Raw genomic sequence first — 17658 nt, 5'->3', positions numbered from 1 at the left:
CGGTCTCTACTTTCAAGGCTGGATTCAAGCTGGCCACGTGGCCGGCAGCACGACGTGACGGCGCGGACCATGCCGATGTGGCGTGGCCTCGTGCCGCGAAGTTCTTGACCGAGGCGGTTTGGATGGAGCTTTCCGACAACTACGAGCAGTTGCTGCAGCGGACGACCGCGACGGTCGAGAAGTACCGTGAGGGGGCCGAGGAGCTGAGGGTGAAGCTCCGCGAGGCCCGCGCCGGCCGAAAGGTTCAGATCATGGCCATGATCGACCGGCTGGAGCGCAAGTACGACGGGGCGAAGACGCGCCTCGAGGAGCTTTCGGATTCCGAGGAAGACGGCAACAGCCAGGCGCTCGGCGTCCTCCACCAGAAGGTGGTCTCCGAACTCTCGGACATGAAGCGGACGATCCAGACCCGAATCCGCTAGAAGCGCCTGAATACGCGGTCGGGGATCAGCGGTTCACCCGCTTCCAGCTTCCGCGCGATCTCGAGGTGGACCTCCTCCAGGAATAGGAAGCGCTCGGGATAGGCGGGGTGCGTGGCGTCCCCGCGATCCCGGATCCCGGCGGCATCTTCCGCCGCCATGCGCCGCCAGAAGCGTGCCACGCCGCGTGTGTCGATGCCCGCCCTGGCAAGGTAGTACATGCCCACGTAGTCGGCCTCGCGCTCCTGGGTTTGGCTGAACTCCCCGGGCGGGGCGACGCCGCCCGCCGCCGCCGCGGCGGCATCGCGAACGGCGCCGCGCATGCCCCGCAACCGCTCGTACTCGCGGTCCTGCGCGGAGTGGCCGATGGTGTTGTGCGCCATCTCGTGGGCGATGACGAGCTGCAACTCCTCGTCCGATTCCAGGAACCGCAGCAGGCCCGCGTTCACCTCGATCCAGCGGCCATCGGCGGAGGCGTTGATCTCATCGCTCGGTGACAGGTGGATGGGGAAGTCGCAGCCGCGCTGCGCGGCGATCTCCAGCGTCACGTTCTCCCGGCCCCGGCGCACGACCACGGGCAGCGGCTCGCCCGCCCGCCGCCGAACGAGTTGAAACGCGATCTCGACGGATCCCTGTGCGCCGGACGGCACGTCAACGCCGCCCAGCCCGACGATCACGTCGCCGGGGGCGAGGCCGGCCCGCTGGGCCGCGCCGCCGCTCGTCACGCCGATGATCGTGGGCCGCTCCCCGACGCCGAACAGTTCGCGATACGCTTCGCGTTCCGCCTCGTCCTCGACCTCCTCCAGCGCCAGGTATCGAAATCCGAAGTGGCTCACCTCGTGGCCGCAAAGGGCCGGTCCCTGCCGGAGAAGCGGAAGCGAGACGTCGTCCAGCCGCTGGAGGCGCGCCTCGCGGGTGCGGACGGCCGCCTCCGTCTGCAAGGCCCGCTCGCCCGCCACTGAGGGGATGTCGGCCGGCGACGGATCCGAGGCTACGGTGGAGGGCTTGGCGCAGGCGGCGATGGCCGCCAGGAAGATGAATCCCGGGATCAACGAATCTCTCATGGACACCCTCAACACCGCCCCTCGCACAGCCCCTTTTGCGCCGACACCGGTCTCCCGGAGACGGCTTCCTAGTACCTTAGCGTGTGCTTATCGGGGTCGAAAGCGACGGAGCGCGTGGATTCGTCGAGGAGGCTGGGGAGTGGAGAGTGAGTGAAGGCCGGTTGCGCACCCGCGTCGCGACGCCGCTCCTGCTGGCGCTGATCGCCGCCGCGTGCGACCGGTCGCCGGCGCCCTTCCACGAAACCCTCCGGCAGAGGGCGGGTGCGGGGGACGCCGAGGCGCTGTCGTGGCTGGTCAATGCGGCGGAACAAGACCACGCCGGGGCCCAGGCGAGTCTTGGCCTGCTGTACCTCGGAGGCGAGGGAGTCGAGAGGGACGCGCCCGCAGCGGCGCGCTGGTTATGTGCGGCCGCCGGGCGGGGTAGCGGGGAGGCGCTGGCGGCGATCACCGTCGCCGCGGAGGCCGGCGATCCCGGCATGCAGAACACGCTGGGTCTCATGCACCTGCACGGGTACGGCGTCCCGCAGAACACGGCGGTCGCGGTGAGATGGGTCGATGCCGCGGCGACGTCGGGTTACCCGGATGGCCAGTACCACCTGGCCCTCCTGTACGGCGAGGGCCGCGGCGTCGCGAGGAACGACTCGGCGGCCGTCGCGTGGCTCGAGACGGCGGCGCGGGCGGGACACGCGGGGGCTCGGAACGCGCTCGGCCTGCGGCGCCTCAACGGAAACGGCGTGGCGCAGGACAGCGATGCGGCCATCCGCTGGTTTCGGGCCGCCGCCGAACAGGGACACGCCGGGGCGCAGAACCACCTCGGCCAGGCCTATGCGCTGGGGCTGGGCGTGATCCCGGACGACGTGGAGGCGATGCACTGGTTCCGGGAGGCGGCGGAGCAGGGCGATCCCGTCGCGCAGTACAACCTGAGCTTCCTCTACGCCCGGCACGGCAATACGGCCGAGGCCGTGCGGTGGATGCGCGCGGCCGCCGAGCGCGGCTACGCGGACGCGCAGTTCTCCCTCGCGACCGAGTACATGTCACGCGATGATTATGCCTACGCCTGGCTGCACCTCGCCGCCGAGCAGGGACACGAGGAGGCGGACCGGCGCAGGCAGGCCCTCTGGGAGTACATGACGCACGACGACGTGTCGCTGGCCGAGGAATTGAGCGCCGACCTCACGCGCGGGACCGGCGACCCCGACCCTGAACGAGCGGTGTGCGGGCGTTGACCCCGGCCCTGGTCAGGCGGCGTCCGTGGCTGCTTCCGTGGCGGTGTCCGGCCGCGGGACTCCCAGCACATGTCCCTCGAGCCTGGCCACGGCGATGCGTGTCTTGGTCAGTTCAGCCGCGACCGCGTCGATGCGGCCACCGAGTTCAACGCGCACGGCGCCGATCTCGCCCCGCACGCCAACGATCTCGCCTTTAAGCTCAAGGCGTAGATCCTTGATGTCGCTCCGAAGCTCGTCGCGCAGGCCGTTGCTATTGTCCGTGAGCTTCCCGGCAAGCTTGACCAACCCCACGCCCAAGCCGACGATGCCGAGGAATATCGTGACGAGTCCGATGATCACGTCCAACCCCATCTCTGCTGGCTCCCGTTGGAGGTTCCACGCGGCACCCGGCACACCGGCCGGGACCCTACGCGCACAAACCTCCGCATCCCCATCAAGGTGGTATCAAACGGCAGGCGCTTCAAGCCGGGGCCGCCGAGGGTGCGGTGCTCGGTTATGGGCGCCCAAACCCTGAAGCGTCGTCAGTCCAGGCGGAGGGCGGCGCGGAGGAGGCGGCGTTGGCGGCGGACGTGCCTGCCGAAGTAGCCCTCCGCCGGACTCGCCCGCTCGGGGCGGCCGATGTAGACGGGCTCGCGGCCGATCAGTTCGCGCAGGTGCGGACGCATAAACGTCCAGGCGCCCATGTTCTCCGGCTCCTCCTGAACCCAGCAGATCTCCGCCTCGCGGGGATACGGCGCCAGGGCCGCCGCCAGTTCCTCCGCCGGGAACGGGTAGGGCTGTTCCACGCGGAGGATCGGGATGTCGTGCGCGGGCGGAGCTTCCGCGAGCAGGTCGAAGTAGACCTTCCCGCTGCACACGATGACCCGGCTCACGTTCGATGGATCGGCCCGGAAATCGGGGTCCGGGAGCACGGGGCGGAAGACGCCGCCGGTGAGGTCGCCGATCGTCGAGCGGGCGCGCGGGTGGCGCAGCAGGCTCTTCGGCGTCATCACGATCAGGGGACGGCAGGTCGCGCGCAGCGCCTGCCAGCGCAGCGCGTGGAAGTACTGCGCGGGCGTCGTGCAGTTCACGATGCGGATGTTGCCTTCGGCCGCGAGTTGCAGGAAACGCTCCAGCCGGGCGCTCGAGTGTTCCGGGCCCTGTCCCTCGTAGCCGTGCGGAAGGAGCAGGACGAGCCGCGACTCCAGGCCCCACTTCGTGCGGCCCGACGCGATGAACTGGTCGATGATCGCCTGCCCGACGTTGGCGAAGTCGCCGAACTGCGCCTCCCACATGACGAGCGCGTTGGCGGCGATCGTGGAGAAACCGTACTCGAAGCCCAGCGTAGCGATCTCGGACAGGGGGCTGTTCGCGATCCGGAACGCCGCCTGTCCCTCCTCGAGGTGGGCCATGGGGGTGTACGGACGCCCGTCCTCGGCGTCGTGCAGCACGAGATGGCGGTGGCTGAACGTGCCGCGCTCGGTGTCCTCGCCGGTGAGGCGCACCGGCACGCCCTCCGTGAGCAGGCCCGCGAGCGCCAACCCTTCCGCGTGGCCCCAGTCGATCCCCTCGTCCAGCGCCGTGCGACGGCGTTCCAGCTGCCGCCCGAGCTTGTGGAACGGCTTGAAGTCCTCGGGCCACCGGTGGATCGCCTCGTTGAGTTCCCGCAGCCGCGCCTCCGGGATGCCGGTCGGACGCGACGGTTCCGCCGGATCCAGCAGACGCTTCGGGTCCGGCGCCGCCCCCGTCCGTTCGTCCGCTGCCTTGTGCGCGGCGATCGCCCCCCTCGCCGCATCGAGTTCCTCCTCCACATCCGCGACCATGTCGTCAGCCTCGTCGCGGGAGATGAGCCCCCGTTCGACGACGACCTCCGCGAACTGCGCGCGGACCCGCGGGTGCGAGGCGATCCGCTCGTACATCATGGGCTGGGTGTACGAGGGTTCATCCCCCTCGTTGTGCCCGTAGCGCCGGTAGCCCACGAGGTCGATGACCAGATCCTCCCCGAACTCGAATCGGTAGTCGATGGCGAGGCGCACCGCGGCCATGCACGCCTCCGGGTCGTCGGCGTTCACATGCACGACGGGGAGCCGGAAGCCGAGCGCCAGGTCGCTCGCATACCGCGTGGAGCGGCTGTCGCCCGGAAGGGTCGTGAAGCCGAGCTGGTTGTTCGTGATGATGTGAAGCGCGCCGCCCGTCTCGTAGGCATGCAGCCGGCACAGGTTCAGCGTTTCCGCCACGACGCCCTGCCCCGCGAAGGAGGCGTCGCCGTGGATGATGATGGGGAGGATCGCCGAGGAGTCGGAGGCCTCGCCGGTGAAGCGCGCGGCCCGGGCCATGCCGAGGACGACGGGGTTCACATGCTCGAGGTGGCTCGGGTTGGGGGCGAGCCGCACGTCCAGTTCGACCTCGTCCTCCGCGACCTGCGACCGGCCTCCGACATGGTACTTGACGTCGCCGGAGCCGTGCTCCGGGAGCGCGGTCATGATGCCGCGCGCGGCCTGCTCCTCGAATTCGGCCACGATCGACTCGTAGGACAGTCCCATGACGTGGGCCAGCACGTTCAGACGCCCGCGGTGCGCCATCCCCACGAACACCTGTCGCGCCCCGCGCCGCCCCGCGCTCCCGATGATCCCGCGCATCATCGGCACGAGCATGTCGAGTCCCTCTACGGAGAAGCGCTTCTTCCCGAGGTAGGTGCGGTGCAGGAACGTCTCGAGTCCCTCCACGCGGGTCAGCCACTCGAGGCACGCCTTCGCCCGCTCGCGGCTCATCAGGAGCCGGTGGCGGTGCGACTCGATGTAGTCCACGAGCCAGTCGCGCTGGGTCGGGTTCTCCACCTGGTCGAGTTCGTAGCCGATCGGGCCGCAGTAGATCTCCTCGAGGCGGTCCACGACCTCGGCGGCGTTGTCGCCGAGGTGCTTGAGCCAGACGGCGGAGGCGGGCACGCGCGCGAGTTCGTCGCGGCGGATGCCGTGATACTCCGGTTCCAGCAGCGGGTGCCTCGGGGGCTCCGAGCCGAGCGGGTCGATGCGCGCCCCGAGGTGCCCGTACGCGCGGTAGGCCTCGACGAGGGCCCCGGCGATGGCGGCGAGCCGCAGGTCCTCCGTCGCCACGACCTCCGCTTCGGCGGGCGTGGGTACGGGCGGGGGAGGCGCGGGGGGAGGAGGAGGAAGGACGGTCCTCGGTGGCGCTTCCACGACCGCCTCCGCCGATGGGTCCCAGCCCGCCAGCGGGGGCGGGATCACACCCCGGTCGCGCAGCGCCCGTTCGACCAGCCCCTCGGCATACCCCGCGTTGTAGCCGTCCGCGACCCAGCCGTGGTCGGCGGGGGCGCGGCTCCCGTCGCCGGCGCGGTTTCCGTCGTCGCTCACCCGGTCGTCGCTCGCCTAGTGGTGGCCATGGCCGTGGCCGTGGCCGTGTTCGACGTTCTGGGCGCCCGCCGCCCCGGAAAGGCTGCGGTGCACGGTGTCGAGCCAGCGTTCCGCCGAGATGAACCCGGCGCCCCAGTCCGCCCACTCCTCGGAGACGCCTTCGCCCTGAACCTGCTCGCTGCTCATCCCGGCTTCGATCTTCCCGCGGACCATCTCGATCGTCTCGTTGATCATGCGGTGGTAGGTCCTCAGGTCGTCCACGGACGAAAGCGGACCGTGCCCGGGGATGATGCGGATGTCGGCGGGCACGTTGGCCAACACCTCCGAGATCCCTTTCGAGAGCCCCTCCACGTCTCCGCCGTTGTCGATGTCGACGAAGGGGAAGCGGCCGGCGAAGAAATCGTCGCCCATGTGGAGGACGTTCGAGCCGGTGAAGTGGATGAGCGCGTCCCCGTCCGTGTGTCCGTGCGGGATGTGGAAGGCCCGGATCTCCTCGCCGTTGAAGTGGATGGAGAGGGCGTCATCGAAGGTGACGACGGGCAGGGCCACGTCGGGTGATCCGCCCGCCTGGAGCCTCGAGCGCACGTTCGTGTGCGCGACGATCGTGGAGGCGTCGCCGAACTCGGCGTTGCCACCCGTGTGGTCGCCGTGGAAATGGGTGTTGAGGATGAACTGCGGTTGCGCCGCCTCCTCCGACTGTCCCACCTCGCGCAGCGCGTCACGGATCTTGTCCGCCAGCGGCGCGAACTGGTCGTCGACCATCACCACACCGTCGGGGCCCGAGGACACCCCGATGTTGCCGCCGCTCCCCACCAGCATCCAGACGCTGCCGGCGACGTGCGTCGCCTCGATCTGGACGGCCGAGAAGTCACGCTGCGCGAGGACGGGGGTGGAAAAGAGACCAGTGAAGAAGGCTGCAAGGAACAGCGATCGAGTTTTCATGGAATTTACTCCTTGACTACGGACGACGTGTGGCGCCGGGCGGGTACCGCCGGGCGCCCGAAGATGGGGCAGGGCCCGGGCCAATGCCAACCTTGGCCTCCCCCCGGCCGAAGCGCCGGAACCCTTGACCTCCCCGCAATGCCTGAGGCACACTGCGCAAAATGCGCAGCTATATCGTCTTTCTTCTTCTCTTCTCGATCAAGGTCGCGGCGAAGGCGCTCTGCCGGGTGCGGCTGGAGTGGCTCCGCGAAGACGACGATCCCTGGGCGGACCTGCGCGTGCTCGCCCTGCTCAACCACACGAGTCTCTTTGAACCGGTCTTCCTCGCCGCGGTGCCGAGCCGCGTGCTCTGGCAACTCGCGACGCACGGGGTCGTGCCGCTCGCGGACAAGACCGCGGCTCGACCGATACTGGGGCGGCTCTTCCTGCTCCTCGCCAAACACGTGGTGCCGGTGACGCGCGAGAAGGATGACACGTGGGAGGAGGTGCTCCGGCAGGTCCGGGATCCGGAGGCCGTGCTCATCATCCTGCCGGAGGGGCGGATGATGCGTCGCACCGGGCTGGACCTTCAGGGGAATCCCATGACGATACGCGGGGGGATCGCGGACATCCTCAACGCGATGCCGGGTGGCCGGCTGTTCATCGCCTACAGCGGCGGGCTTCATCACATCCAGGCGCCCGGCGAACGCTTCCCGCGACCCTTCCGGAGCGCGTGGCTGGGAGCCGAAGTCGTGGACATTCCGACGTACCGGGACCGACTCGCCCGAGGGCGTGACCCCGACGCCTTCAAGGCCGCGGTCATCGAGGATCTCACCCGACGACGCGACGCGTACTGCTATCGCGAAAGATGAAGCCGGGCGCGCGTCCCGTCAGTTGAAGCGGACGCGCCTCCAGGCGTCATCGGGACCGAGGGCCCACGCCCGCCCGTCGATCACGACGAGCGAGATGCGGCGCGCATTCCGAATGTCGGCGAGGGGGTTCGCCTCCAGGACGAGGAAGTCCGCGCGCTTCCCGATCTCGATCGTCCCCCGCTCGTGCAGTTGGCCGAGCTCTATGGCGCCGTTCCTCGTGGCCATGCCGAGAACATCGAGGGCGGGGATGCCCGCCTCCACGAGCAGCTGCAACTCACGGTGGAAACCCTCTCCCAGGGGCGTCGTCCGCGGAGCATCGGATCCCACGAGCAGGCGGACTCCGTGGCCGTGGAAGGTCTGGACCAGCGCTTCGGCCTTGGGCCATGCCGCCTGAAGCGCGGTCCATTCGTCGTCGGACAGCGGCGTGCAGGGGGTGGCTTCCGCCGGACAGTCGAGCGGGGCGGACGCGCTGGCCAGCAGTGGCAGGAGGGCCGAGTCGTTTGAAAGGAGCGCGGTAACGGCACGGTCGACGTCGGGTCCGTCCGGTTCCACCCGCTCCAGCCAGGCGATCCGGGCCGGGACCTGCCCGGCATCCGCGAGAGCCTCGAAGGATCCGCGTTCGCTCTCAGGAAGCAACTCGGAGTCGCCGGAGACGAGGGGACTCGCGACGGCGGACCCGGCGCGGAGGGCCAGCAGCCAGCCGCCATCGCGGCGGTCGGCCCACAGGGGCACCTCCCCCCGGCGCGCGGCGCGCGCGATCCCGACCAGCCACGACGGCGGCACACTCGAGGCGACGGAGACGAAGCCGGCCCCATCCGAGGCCTGCCGCGCCACCTCGGCGACGGCGGCGGCTTCCGATGCCAGCACCACGCCGTGCGACGCGCTCCCGGCCTCGAGGACGGGACCACCGACGTAGACGGTGGGAACGGGATCCTCGCCGAAGCTCCCGCGGCCCCGCTCCTCGAAGGCGGCCAGCGATGTGGCGCCATCGCGCACCCCCGTAATCCCGGCGGCCAGGAGCGCCCGCAAGTCCCGGGTCGTCTGCGGCGAGGTGTGCGCGTCGATGAACCCGGGGACGAGGTAGGCGCCCGAGAGGTCCACGACGATGGTGCCATCCGGGGCGGCCACGGAGCCCCGGGCGCCGATATCCCGGATTCGGCCGCCCGACACGAGGACCGAGGAAGAAGGCCGGGGCGGCCCTCCGCGGCCGTCGATCACCGTCACATTGGTGAACAGCTCCGACTGCTGCGTGATGAACGGGTCCTGGCCGGCCAGTCCGTCGGGGAGACCCGCCCCCGACAGTATCGCCGAGACCGCGAGGAGTGTCCGGCGGACCGGGGTGCCTGTGCGTCGCAACTCAGACCCCGCCGGCCTGCGACCCATCCGCGGACCGGATGTAGAGTTCCCGCTTCGGATAGGGGATCTCCACGCCGGCTTCCTCGAAGGCGGGGAGCGCTCGCTCGCTGATGTCGTCGGCGATGCGGCGTCTCGCCCTCGCCTCAAGAATCCAGACGCGCAGTTCGAGGTTGACCTCCGACGGACCGAAGCTCCGGGCAATGACGACCGGCGCGGGATCGTCCTTCACCCCCTCGACGCTCAGGGCGATGTCCGCCAGCAGCGACTTGGCCCGCTCGATGTCCGATTCGTAGGCGACCGAGAACGGGATTCGGAGCCGGATGTCCTGGCCGGACATCGTGTAGTTGACGATGTCGCGCTGCATGAGCTGACTGTTCGGGACGACGACGACGAGATTGTCGGGATTCCGGATCTTCGTGGCCCGGAGCCCGATCTCGATCACGTCGCCCCAGGACCCCGTCTCGTTGGGTGCGGTCCAGAGTTCGATCCGGTCCCCGACCTGAAAGGGGCGGTCGACGATGAGGAGCACGCCCGCGATCACGTTGGAGAGCGTGTCCTTGGCGGCGAGCGAAAGGGCGAGGCCCATGACGCCGGCGCCGGCGAGGAGGGGGGCGATGTTGATGCCCATCTCCGCCAGCGCGAGGACGACGCCGAGCGCGACGACCGCGAAGCGGATCGCCTTGTTGATCATCGGGAGCGCCGTCTTGTCGAGCGGCGTCGAGGTGCGGGAGACGACCTCGGCCTCGACGGCGGTCAGGAGATCCCCGATGAAGCGGCTCAGCGGGAAGAAGAGGAGGCCGATCCAGATGGCGTAGACCCACTGGGCCGCAGTGGGCAGGGACCAGATCTCCAGCAGGCGCCAGACGGCCAGGGCTCCGCTCGAGAGCAGCAGAACCTGGCGGAGCAGCCGCACGGCCAGATCGTCGAGCTGCGTCTCGGTTCGCGTGACCCAGTGCCTCTGCGCGCGGCCCAGGACCATCAGCGCCACGAGGTAGACGAGTCCGGCGACCGCGATCACGATGAGGCTGGGCAGCCAGCGCGGAGCCATGAAGGCAACCGCTTCGCTCCAAAGTTGTGACAGTCTCTCCATCACGCCTCGCCTCTCTCAGGGTTCGCCCGCCACCTGCGCAGCGCCCGCATCCCCGCCGATGATCGCCGCATGATCCCGCACGGGATGGTATCGTAATGGTACCGTGGCGCCCTCCTCGCGGATAACTTGGGGGATCGAGCGGCAGGAATCGAACCGGGAGCGATGATGTTGAACGGAAAGTTCGGAAGGATGGGCATCGGAGTGGCCTCGATCGGCGTGGCGCTGCTCGCCGGCGGGTGCGCGCCGGAGGCGTCGGCGGAAGACGGACGGACGGCGGCCTCGACTCCCGCAAACGCCATGGTCGATGCGACGCTCGCCGCGACCATCGCCGAGACCCCGACGATCAAGGTCTACAAGTCTCCCACCTGCGGGTGCTGCGCCCTCTGGGTGGACCACATGCGGGAGGCCGGGTTCGAACTCGAAGTGCTCGACGTGGCGGATACGGAGTTGGTCCGCGTGAAGGTCGACGCGGGCGTACCGCTGCAGATGCAGACATGCCACACGGCGTTTGTGGGCGGCTACGTGTTCGAGGGCCACATTCCCGCGGACGTCATCGCCCGGTTCCTCGCCGAGAAGCCCTCCGCGAGCGGGCTCGCGGTGCCCGGGATGCCGATAGGTTCCCCCGGCATGGAGTTCGGCGACCGCGTCGATCCGTACGACGTGCTCCGGTTCGACGCCGCAGGCAACACGTCGGTCTACGAGAGCCGCTGACTTCCGTGACCCGCCGAGCGGCAAGGCGGGACACGGGAGATCGCTAACAACGAGTTCAACCTGCGGCACGTAACGGTCCAGGTGAAGTGACCGCGTTCATGGCTGCGCTCGTCGCGCCGGTGGCCGGAGTCCTCCTCTACATCTGGCTGCACAACCGGCCCCGGACCATGAAGCTGATCGACACGATCGTCTTCGTGGCGCTGCCGTTGCTGGTCGCCTGGCAGATCCTGCCGCATGTCTGGTCGGAGCGGCAGATCGCGCCTCTGCTCGCCGTCATCGCGGGTGCGGGCATCCTCTACCTCATCGAGAGGATCTCCCACCGACTCGCACGCCACACGGACGATCTCGCGATCCTGCTCGGTGTTGCGTCGATGGCGCTGCACGCCCTCCTGGAGGGCGGCGCCCTGATGCCTGCCACCGCGAGCGCCCCGTTCGCCTTCGCCGTCATCCTGCACCGGGTCGCCATCGGGCTGCTGATCTGGTGGCTGCTCGAGCCTCGGCACGGCGTCGTCGCCGCAGCCGCCGGCGTGGGGGCGATTCTGGCGGCGACGGCGATCGGTTTCGCGGCGGGAACGGAGATCCTTCCGGATGGGCACGCGGCCATCGAACTCTACCAGGCGTTCGTCGCGGGTTCCCTGCTTCACGTCGTGTTCCATCAGGGGCGGCGCGATCACGCACACCGCACGCACGACACGCACCGCGCGCACCGAGAGTAGAACAGCGACTCGAATTCGGGGGGGCTTCAGCGGGTCGCGGGTGACATGGTCGCGGGTGACATGGTCGTGCGGCGGCGCGGGACCCTCCAGTAGCCGCAGGAAGCTTCGGGCGCGGTGCCGGAGAGGAAGAGTTCGGGCTCCCCGCGGCAGCCCCAGCCCGCGCGCAGACCGGTCTCCGGCTGGATGTCTATCCACTCCACTCCCGCCGGCGCACGGAATCCGCGGCCTCCGCGGGAGCCGAGAACGCGGATCATGAAATCAGCGAAGATCGGGAGCGCGGCCCTGGAGCCGGAAAGACCGGTCGGCATCCCGTCGTCGAACCCCACCCACACTCCCACGGCCAGTTCCGGCGTGTAGCCCACGAACCAGGCGTCGCGGGAGCCGTTTGTCGTCCCGGACTTCGCCGCCACGGGACCGTGGTATCCCGCCTCGCGGACACCGCGTCCGGTCCCGCGGTCGACCACGCCGCGCAGCGCGGACGTGATCAGGTACGCCTCCGCCGGGCTGATGACCGCGTCGCTACGGCCCGCGGCCGTCTGTCGTATGGCACCGTCCCGGCCGAACACGGCGATCGCCGAACGCGGCGGGGTGCGCCGACCCTCCGCCGCCAGCACCGCGTAGGCGGCCGTCAACTCGAGCAGCGTGACCTCGGAGGCGCCGAGCGCCAGACTCGGATACGGCGCGAGGGGCCCCTCGATCCCCAGGCGGCGCGCGATCTCGATGATTCTCTCGGGACCGACCGCCAGCCCCAGGCGCGCAAACGGCACGTTGCGCGACCCCTCCAGCGCCTCGCGCAGCCTGATGGGTCCGAGGAACGCGCGGTCGGCGTTCGCCGGCTTCCACACGCCGGCCGGCGTATCGAGCGCGAGGGGTTCGTCCTTCAGCACGGAAGCCAGGGTGAAGGAAGGATCCGCCCCCGGTGTCAGCGCGGCCAGCGCCACCACGGGCTTGAAGGCGCTTCCGGGTTGACGTCGGGCGTCCGCGGCTCGATTGAACTGCGACTCGCCGTAGGAGCGACCGCCGACCATCGCCAGTATGTCGCCGGTCCGCGGGTCCAGGGCCACGAGCGCCCCCTGAAGCGGCGCGGCCTGTTCCGTCAGACGGGGACGCCGACGCTCCATGCTGCGGATCCCGCTTGACACGGCGGTCTCGGCCGCACGTTGAAGCTCGGGAACGAGGGAGGAAATCACCGCCGGGCCACCACCTTCCGGGTTCAGCGAAGCATCGCCCGCAGCCAGCTCCCGCCGCAGGAAATCCAGATACCAGCGCGCATCGAAGTTCCGCTCCGGAGGAAGTCGAATCTCCGGATCGGCTTCGAGTTCAGCGTCGCGCCGGGCGTCGTCCAGGTGCCCGACGGCGTGCATCTGCCGCAGCACCATGTCGCGCCGCGCCCGGGCACGCTCCGGATGGCGGTGGGGCGAATACACGCTCGGTCCCCTGACGATCCCGACCAGCATCGCCGACTGGCCCAACGTCAACTCGGAGATGTCGCGGCCGAAGTAGAACTGCGCGGCGCGCCCGAAGCCGTGGATGGCGGTCCCCCCGTGCTGCCCGAGATAGATGTGGTTCACATAGGCCTCGAGCAGGCGGTGCTTGGAGAAGCGTCTCTCCAGCGCCACCGCGATCGCCGCCTCGCGCACCTTCCGGAGCACGGTGCGATCCGTGGACAGGAAGAGCGTGCGGGCGAGTTGCTGCGTGATCGTGCTTCCTCCCTCCGCGATCCGCCGCTGCCGGAGGTTCGAGAGCGCGGCGCCGGCGATGCGGCGAAGGTCCAGCGCGCCGTGCTCGTGGAAGCGGCGATCCTCCACCGTCAACAACGCGTCGACCAGGTGTTCCGGAACCTCGTCGAGCCGCACGGGCACCCGGTCCCGGCTGCGCTGGCCGAGGGACGCTCCGATCACCTCGGGATCGAGCAGAAGTTGTTCGAGATTGTTCCCCTCGACATCCCGGATCGCGGAGATGCGCCCGTTGCGCTGGAAGCGCACGCGCGCTCGAACGCCGGGGTCGACGAGGCCGCCGAGACGAAGCGCGCGGCGGCCCACGAGAAGGTCGCGGCCGCGCGTACTGAACTCTCCGGTTTGCGGCGTTCTGCCGGAAACCGATCGGTAGCCGACCTTCTCCAGGTGGTCGATGATGCGTCGCGGATCCACCCGATCGCCGGCGCGGAGGGTCCACGGTCGCGCGAGGACGCGCGCCGGGGAGGAAGAGTCGAGCGCGTCGAACTCGCGTGCGACCCGGGCTTCGAAGACCAGATAGCCGAGTCCGGCGGCGAGAATCGCCGCGGCGAGGACCATGAGCCGCCGACCCCTGCGCATCTTCCCTCTCGGCGGGCGCCGCCGCCGAGCCCTTCCTCCGTGTCTCACACCGTCTTTGACGCCTCGGGAGGACCAAAGGGTTTCCACCGCGGCACCAGGTTGGCAGCAGGTTGCCCGGAACCGTCGCGAACGCCTAAGGTCCGATGCCCTCGGTTCGGCCTTCGGCCCTTGCCCCGCCCGGACACGCGGGAGTGGGAGGAAACTTGCCTTCAGCATACCCCGTCGAGCGTCCCGTCGGGTGCCTCCGCCTGCTGGCGCCGGCGCTTGCGGCGGTCGGCCTCGCGTGGCCCGCCCTTGCCGATATCGGCGACCTCGCCGCGCAGGAGCCGGGACAGGCGTATGTGTTCGAGGGCAACGTGCGCGACGCGGGCACCGGCGAACCGCTGGCCGGGGCGCAGGTATCGGTGCTGGAGAGGGGCACCCGGGCGGTGACCCGTGGGGACGGGACCTTCCACCTGACCGGACTCGCCGCGGGCGTGTACACCCTTCGAGCCGATCGCCTGGGGTACCGGGGCACCACCGTGGTCATCACCGTCGGCGGCGTGCGCGCGCGCCGAGCCGTGGCCGAGGCGGCGGAGGTCGTGATCCTGCTGGCGCCATCTCCCATTGCGATGGCGGACCTGGTGGTGACGGCGACGATCAGCGAGCGCGCCGCGTCCGAGGCGCTCCGGCCCGTCAGCGTCATGACGGGCGATGACCTGCAGCGCCAGATGACGGCGACCGTGGCGGGGACGCTGGCGTCGATGCCGGGGCTGGCCGCCACGAGGATGGGTCCAACGGTGGCGCAGCCCGTGATCCGGGGACTGAGCGGGGACCGCGTACAGATGCTCGAGGACGGGACTCCGGTCGGGGATGCCTCCAACTCGGGCTCGGACCACACCACCGCACTCGATCCATCGTCGGCACGGCGGATCGAGGTCGTGCGGGGTCCGGGTGCGCTGCTCTACGGGGGCAACGCGCTGGGCGGGGTCATCAACGTCATCCGCGACGAGATTCCGACTGCCGTGCCGCACCGCTGGACGGGCGCAGCGACGTTCCAGACGGAAACGGCGACCGGCTCGCTGGCGGGCAGCGCGACGGCCGCTTTCGCCGTCGCGGAGCGCGTGCCGCTGCGCGTGGAGGTGGCCGCGCGGACAGCGGGAGATTTGAAGACCCCGGCCGGCACGCTGCTCAACACCGACGGGGAGCTGTTTAGCGGCGGTGCGGGGACGGCCTACGTGGCCGATTGGGGTCGCCTGGGGGCGTCCGTCCGCGGCTACCGTAACTACTACGGCATCCCGGGCGGTTTCGTGGGCGGGCATGCGGAGGGGGTGCGCATCGAAATGGAGCGGGCCGCATCGAAGTTCCGGACCGTGGTCGATGAGCCGGTCGGGCCCTTCCACAACCTCCGCTTCGAGGCCACGTACAACTGGTATACGCACCGCGAGCTCGAAGCACCGGACATTCTGGGCACCCTCTTCGACCAGGAGGGCGCGAGCGCGGACTTCCTCGGGCGGCATGGGAGGTTGGGCCCGTTTACGGCGGGTGCGATGGGCGGCCGTGCGTCCCGGGTGGACTTCGCCTACGGGGGGTCCCTGCACACGCCTGACACGCGTCGACTCAGGGCGGCCCTGTACCTGCTCGAGGAGGTCAGCCTGGGCTCCGTCAAGATCGAGTCGGGGCTGCGGTACGACTGGACCCTGGCCGATCCGGCGGAAGACCGGGTTTCGGACATCGGCGAGATTCGCGACCGCGAATTCCACTCCCTTTCGGGGTCGCTGGGTGTCCTCTACAGGTCCGCCTCGGGGCTCGTGCTCGGTGCGAGCGCGGTCCGGGCGTTTCGCGCACCCGACATCACCGAACTCTATTCGGAAGGGCCGCACCTGGCGGCGTACGTCTTCGAGGTCGGCAACCCGTCTCTGGAGGGCGAGGTCGGGCGGGGGCTCGACGTCTTCCTCCGCTTCGAGTCCGACCGGCTCAGAGCCGAGGTGACCGGCTTCCACAACGACATCAGGAACTACATCTACGGGGAGGACACGGGCCGTCTGAGCCGCGTGCGCCTCCCCATCTATCAGTTCCGGGGCAATGACGCCGTGTTCAGCGGCTTCGAGGGCAGCGTGGACGTCGACGCCGGTCGGGGGTTGGTGCTCGAGGGAGTGGCCTCATCGGTGAGGGGCAGGCTCACCGGGACCGATCAGCCTCTGCCTCTCGTTCCTCCGCTGAAGGGCCATGTGGCCCTGAAGTACGAAAGGCCGTCGTGGTATGTGCGGGCGGAGGCCGAGATGGCGGACCGGCAGGACCGGGTGGGCCAGTTCGAGGAGCCGACGAGCGGGTACACCGTCTTCAACGCCACGGCGGGCGTGCGGTTTACGTTCGGCGGACGTCTGAACGTCCTGACCGTGAGCCTCGCCAACGCCGCGAATACCGAATACCGCAACCACCTCTCCCGGGTGAAGGAGATCATGCCGGAGGCCGGGCGGAGTCTGAACGTCAGCTATCGGGTGGTGTTCTGACGCGGCATGTACCGGGCCCTGGCGACGCTAGCGCGTGAGCCAGGCGCTGAAGCGCTCGTTCAGTTCGTCCTGGTAGTCGACCCAGAACGCCCAGTCGTAACGAAGCGCACGATCCACGTTGCCCTCGCCGGCCGGCATGTGGGGCGCCATGTCGATCCCTGCGACCACATGCGTCGTCACCATTGGCATGGCCGACCGGCGCGACGGGGAATAGGAGATGCGGCGGGAGATCCGCGCCAGAGTCTCGGCGCTGGTCTTGAATGCCACGTATCTCAGGGCCTCTTCCAGCCTCCGGGTACCCGCGACGATCCCGATCTGGCCCACGTCCAGCAACTGGCCGTCCCACACGATCGTGAACGGTTGGTTCTCCAGGATCTGGGCGTTGAAGATGCGGCCGTTGTACGCCGTGCTCATGACCACTTCGCGGTCGGCCAACATCTGCGGCGGCTGAGCGCCCGCCTCCCACCAGACCACCTCGTCCTTGATCGTTTCGAGCTTGGCGAAGGCGCGGTCCAGGCCCTCCGGGGTCCTCAGCGTGGCGTACACTTCGTCGAGCGGCACGCCATCGGCGATCAGGGCGAACTCCAGGTTCACCTGCGGCACCCGCCGCATCCCGCGGCGGCCCGGGAACTTCTCGAGGTCGAAGAAGTCGGCCATGGTGGCGGGCTTATCACCCGGGAAGTTCTCGTCGTTGTACGCGTACACGGTCGACCAGTACAGATTGCTCACGCCGCACTCGGTCTGGCTCTCGGCCACGAAGTCGTCGGCCGCGGGAGTGCCGTCGGGTCCGGGAGGCAGGTCGTCGACGTCGATCGGCTCGAGGAGCCCCTCGTCGCAGCCGCGCACGGCATCGGCGATCTCCAGGTCGACCACATCCCAATAGACGCTGCCGATGTCCACCTGGGCCCGGATCTGGGCGAGGCCGCCGTTGTAGGCTTCCAGGCGGACGGGGATGCCGGTCGCCTCCGTGAAGGGAAGGTTGGCGGCCTCGTCGACGGCACGGGCGTAGGAGCCGCCCCATGACACGACGGTGATCGCCTGCCCGGCGACGGGGAGGAGCGGGACGCCGGAAAGGAGCGCGGCGAGCGCCAGAGCTTTCATTTTGTTTCTCCTTGCGTTCTTCGAG

General features: G+C 69.6%; 14 protein-coding genes. 6 read left to right on the top strand and 8 right to left on the bottom strand.

The window, feature by feature from the left end; translation table 11 throughout:
• Positions 1-104: 104 nt before the first annotated feature.
• Complete coding sequence (locus tag ACQY5G_RS06440) at positions 105-422, top strand: hypothetical protein (protein ID WP_310781844.1); 318 nt, start codon at positions 105-107, stop codon at positions 420-422.
• Here ACQY5G_RS06440 and ACQY5G_RS06435 read toward each other — a convergent pair.
• The gene (locus ACQY5G_RS06435; protein WP_428278104.1) at positions 419-1483 is read right to left on the bottom strand and encodes a M48 family metalloprotease; all 1065 of its coding nucleotides are present in this window, start codon (positions 1481-1483) and stop codon (positions 419-421) included. The genes ACQY5G_RS06440 and ACQY5G_RS06435 overlap by 4 nt on opposite strands.
• Positions 1484-1629: 146 nt before the next feature.
• Here ACQY5G_RS06435 and ACQY5G_RS06430 point away from each other — a divergent pair, with 146 nt between their 5' ends.
• Positions 1630-2709: a tetratricopeptide repeat protein gene (locus ACQY5G_RS06430; RefSeq protein WP_428278102.1), complete on the top strand. Its 1080-nt coding sequence runs from the start codon at positions 1630-1632 to the stop codon at positions 2707-2709.
• A gap of 12 nt (positions 2710-2721) precedes the next feature.
• On the opposite strand, the gene ACQY5G_RS06425 is transcribed toward ACQY5G_RS06430, so the two are convergent.
• The 3 genes from ACQY5G_RS06425 to ACQY5G_RS06415 form a co-directional block, all read right to left on the bottom strand.
• Positions 2722-3054, bottom strand: coding sequence for a hypothetical protein (locus ACQY5G_RS06425; RefSeq protein WP_428278100.1), 333 nt, complete (start codon positions 3052-3054; stop codon positions 2722-2724).
• Positions 3055-3230: 176 nt separating this feature from the next.
• Positions 3231-6059 carry a 2-oxoglutarate dehydrogenase E1 component gene (locus ACQY5G_RS06420; RefSeq protein ID WP_428278098.1) on the bottom strand — a complete coding sequence of 943 codons (2829 nt, stop codon included), beginning with the start codon at positions 6057-6059 and terminating at the stop codon, positions 3231-3233.
• A gap of 15 nt (positions 6060-6074) precedes the next feature.
• Positions 6075-7001, bottom strand: coding sequence for an MBL fold metallo-hydrolase (locus ACQY5G_RS06415; protein ID WP_428278096.1), 927 nt, complete (start codon positions 6999-7001; stop codon positions 6075-6077).
• Positions 7002-7162: 161 nt separating this feature from the next.
• Here ACQY5G_RS06415 and ACQY5G_RS06410 point away from each other — a divergent pair, with 161 nt between their 5' ends.
• A complete protein-coding gene (locus ACQY5G_RS06410; protein ID WP_428278094.1) occupies positions 7163-7852 on the top strand; it encodes a hypothetical protein in 690 nt (229 codons plus the stop codon).
• 18 nt (positions 7853-7870) lie between these two features.
• On the opposite strand, the gene ACQY5G_RS06405 is transcribed toward ACQY5G_RS06410, so the two are convergent.
• Together ACQY5G_RS06405 and ACQY5G_RS06400 are read right to left on the bottom strand one after the other, a co-directional pair.
• On the bottom strand, positions 7871-9208 hold the full coding sequence (locus ACQY5G_RS06405) for an amidohydrolase family protein (RefSeq protein ID WP_428278092.1): 1338 nt from the start codon (positions 9206-9208) through the stop codon (positions 7871-7873).
• A 1-nt stretch (position 9209) separates the two neighbouring features.
• Positions 9210-10298 carry a mechanosensitive ion channel family protein gene (locus tag ACQY5G_RS06400; RefSeq protein WP_428278654.1) on the bottom strand — a complete coding sequence of 363 codons (1089 nt, stop codon included), beginning with the start codon at positions 10296-10298 and terminating at the stop codon, positions 9210-9212.
• A gap of 165 nt (positions 10299-10463) precedes the next feature.
• On the opposite strand from ACQY5G_RS06400, the gene ACQY5G_RS06395 reads away from it, so the two are divergent.
• Together ACQY5G_RS06395 and ACQY5G_RS06390 are read left to right on the top strand one after the other, a co-directional pair.
• Positions 10464-11009 carry a DUF411 domain-containing protein gene (locus tag ACQY5G_RS06395; RefSeq protein WP_428278090.1) on the top strand — a complete coding sequence of 182 codons (546 nt, stop codon included), beginning with the start codon at positions 10464-10466 and terminating at the stop codon, positions 11007-11009.
• Between the two features lie 98 nt (positions 11010-11107).
• Positions 11108-11725, top strand: coding sequence for a hypothetical protein (locus ACQY5G_RS06390; protein WP_428278088.1), 618 nt, complete (start codon positions 11108-11110; stop codon positions 11723-11725).
• A gap of 26 nt (positions 11726-11751) precedes the next feature.
• On the opposite strand, the gene ACQY5G_RS06385 is transcribed toward ACQY5G_RS06390, so the two are convergent.
• Positions 11752-14040: a transglycosylase domain-containing protein gene (locus ACQY5G_RS06385; RefSeq protein ID WP_428278086.1), complete on the bottom strand. Its 2289-nt coding sequence runs from the start codon at positions 14038-14040 to the stop codon at positions 11752-11754.
• Positions 14041-14243: 203 nt separating this feature from the next.
• Here ACQY5G_RS06385 and ACQY5G_RS06380 point away from each other — a divergent pair, with 203 nt between their 5' ends.
• Positions 14244-16532 (top strand): TonB-dependent receptor, encoded by a 2289-nt coding sequence (locus ACQY5G_RS06380; RefSeq protein WP_428278084.1) that lies wholly within the window; start codon positions 14244-14246, stop codon positions 16530-16532.
• Between the two features lie 27 nt (positions 16533-16559).
• Here the strand turns inward: ACQY5G_RS06380 and ACQY5G_RS06375 are convergent, their stop codons facing one another.
• A complete protein-coding gene (locus tag ACQY5G_RS06375; RefSeq protein WP_428278082.1) occupies positions 16560-17633 on the bottom strand; it encodes an ABC transporter substrate-binding protein in 1074 nt (357 codons plus the stop codon).
• Between the last annotated feature and the right edge of the window lie 25 nt (positions 17634-17658).

This window comes from Candidatus Palauibacter sp. (assembly GCF_965261555.1).
Lineage (GTDB): Bacteria > Gemmatimonadota > Gemmatimonadetes > Palauibacterales > Palauibacteraceae > Palauibacter.
This window is presented reverse-complemented; position numbering and strand designations above follow the sequence as displayed.

Coding starts and splice junctions, on each gene's coding strand:
- ACQY5G_RS06435 (WP_428278104.1), bottom strand. CDS start 1,483: ATGAGAGATTCGTTGATCCCGGGATTCATCTTCCTGGCGGCCATCGCC.
- ACQY5G_RS06415 (WP_428278096.1), bottom strand. CDS start 7,001: ATGAAAACTCGATCGCTGTTCCTTGCAGCCTTCTTCACTGGTCTCTTT.
- ACQY5G_RS06410 (WP_428278094.1), top strand. CDS start 7,163: ATGCGCAGCTATATCGTCTTTCTTCTTCTCTTCTCGATCAAGGTCGCG.
- ACQY5G_RS06400 (WP_428278654.1), bottom strand. CDS start 10,298: ATGGAGAGACTGTCACAACTTTGGAGCGAAGCGGTTGCCTTCATGGCT.
- ACQY5G_RS06395 (WP_428278090.1), top strand. CDS start 10,464: ATGTTGAACGGAAAGTTCGGAAGGATGGGCATCGGAGTGGCCTCGATC.
- ACQY5G_RS06390 (WP_428278088.1), top strand. CDS start 11,108: ATGGCTGCGCTCGTCGCGCCGGTGGCCGGAGTCCTCCTCTACATCTGG.
- ACQY5G_RS06385 (WP_428278086.1), bottom strand. CDS start 14,040: ATGCGCAGGGGTCGGCGGCTCATGGTCCTCGCCGCGGCGATTCTCGCC.
- ACQY5G_RS06375 (WP_428278082.1), bottom strand. CDS start 17,633: ATGAAAGCTCTGGCGCTCGCCGCGCTCCTTTCCGGCGTCCCGCTCCTC.